Here is a 2,033-nt window from a genome sequence, read left to right as displayed (position 1 = left end):
GGTTGTGGTAGTGGCTTTTCAATGCCATTAAAGCTCATCATAAAAACCAATGTTAGTGCCCATTCAGCATACGGAATTCCTGATAAAGGCGAGCAGATTACCTTAGCTAAAACTTATCAAATCGCACCAAAATCGCAAATTTGTTATGCAAAACCGAATTCTACTATAGTTCATCCAGAATACCAATGGATTGGAGTTGATTTAAAAACAGATGAATATTATTTTAATCGACCTGAATATGCTAATCGCCACCCTCTAGTTGGTGGTGGTTATACTAAAGATTACGTACCTAATTATGGTTTTAAAGCACAGCCAATAGTTTCATCAAACACATTCCCAACAACAGGGTTTCCTGGTGCTAAATTTCAATTAGTGATGACAGGAGCACAAGATGATTACCATTATCAAGTGATCAATAACCCAGGAGGAGGTGTTGCAATTGATCAAAATGGTGTAGTAAAACTTAATAGTAAACCTTCAGGAACTGTTACAGTGAGGGTAACTTTAAAAAGAGATAATTCTGTCATTCATGATTACCGTTTTAACCCAACTTCTATTTGGGGGGTACCGAAAAATTTTAGAGGATCGTTTAATGCTGTACAACAGCATTGTGGAGGTTTACAAAATATGATGAGTCGAGCCCAATTAACAAACTCGCCACGATATGAAGGTCAAGGGGCAGAATTAACTGGATTGTCTAATAGCTATACTCGTGTAATAGGTGGCTCTATTTTGGGTGAATGGGGGTGGACAACTAAATCTTCTTACCCTGATTCAGAATGGCAAGAATATTATGCTCCGCCTGATTTTACCTCTAGATATTGGACATCGGATTCTTCGGTGATTGAAGGTGTACAGCTTCCATATGTTGTACATAACCATGATGGTTTTACTAGCACGTTTACAACTGAAGCTCCTTGGTTAGGTTACGCTATTTGTAAAGGATAGAAAATATTTTAAATGTGATATTATTTATTCAGTAAAGGAGCATTTATAAAATAGGATTGTTGTAATAAAATAATGGGTTATTTATATTTCATGATTAAAATAACCCACTCAAACACATAAAGGCGTTTTACCAGAAATAGCTTTATGTATAACCATATTATAAATGTGAATAAGTAGCTTAGACTTTTGTTTTCTATTTTCTGTATTGTTAAATATTTTTTATATCATGCCACATTGCAATTAAAGTATGTATCATGCTTTCGGTTTTTAATTCGTTTATTGGTGGGCTGGTTTTGTAAATTTTGATTAATAAAATGGTTATCAAACGTTTTAATGAATAGATACAGCGACACTTTAATTAATTACCAAATGGTATAGAGATCTTGAATGTTTCTCACAAAATACAGCCTAAAAAGTGAATAGTCATGTAAATATTCACAAATCATGCCGAGAATTACATTGTTTATTTTAGTGCTTTATAAAATGGATGATTATTTAATGCTTCATGCAGTTTTTAGGTGTTATAAATCGAATATGTAAATGTTTGGTGTCGACCTGAAACTGTCGTCTAGCTAGGCTTTGTTATTACTTTTAGCCATCATTGATAAATCTTTAGTTTGATTTTTTATGTATGTTCATTGCTGTCGTTCCTTAAATTACGGTAAACAATGAGAGTAATTTCTACGACTAAAAATAGCATTTACTATATGACCACTTGTTTTAAGTGTAAAAAAATCAAATAAAATCAGCTCTCTACCTGAACGATTTTATACCTTCAAAAGGCGCTTATTTCACCAGTCAAAACCGACCAACTAATCTTATTTTACCCCACCACGAACAATTATTTACAATAAATTAACAAAAAACTAGCCAACCATTTTTTAAATGGTTATACTTTTAACGCTATAGGGAAACAAGCTTATTAAACAAGCAAATAATTATAAAAATATAAATAAAACAAATAATTACTTGACAGGTGAACCATAATGCATTATCATTTTAGACACCAGACACCAGACACCAGCACTGGCAAACCTATGTCTTAAGTTTATCAAATAATCTTATTCGACGAGTTTTTTCACGAA

At 32.7% G+C, this 2,033-nt stretch carries 1 protein-coding gene; it reads left to right on the top strand.

Features of this window, described 5'->3' with window-relative positions; translation table 11 throughout:
• Positions 1-948: hypothetical protein (locus J6569_RS11095; protein WP_296318516.1), on the top strand; the 948-nt coding region annotated here is incomplete at its 5' end.
• Between the last annotated feature and the right edge of the window lie 1,085 nt (positions 949-2,033).

The sequence above is a fragment of the Gilliamella sp. genome (assembly GCF_024104075.1).
Taxonomy (GTDB): Bacteria; Pseudomonadota; Gammaproteobacteria; order Enterobacterales; family Orbaceae; genus Gilliamella; species Gilliamella bombi.
This window is presented reverse-complemented; position numbering and strand designations above follow the sequence as displayed.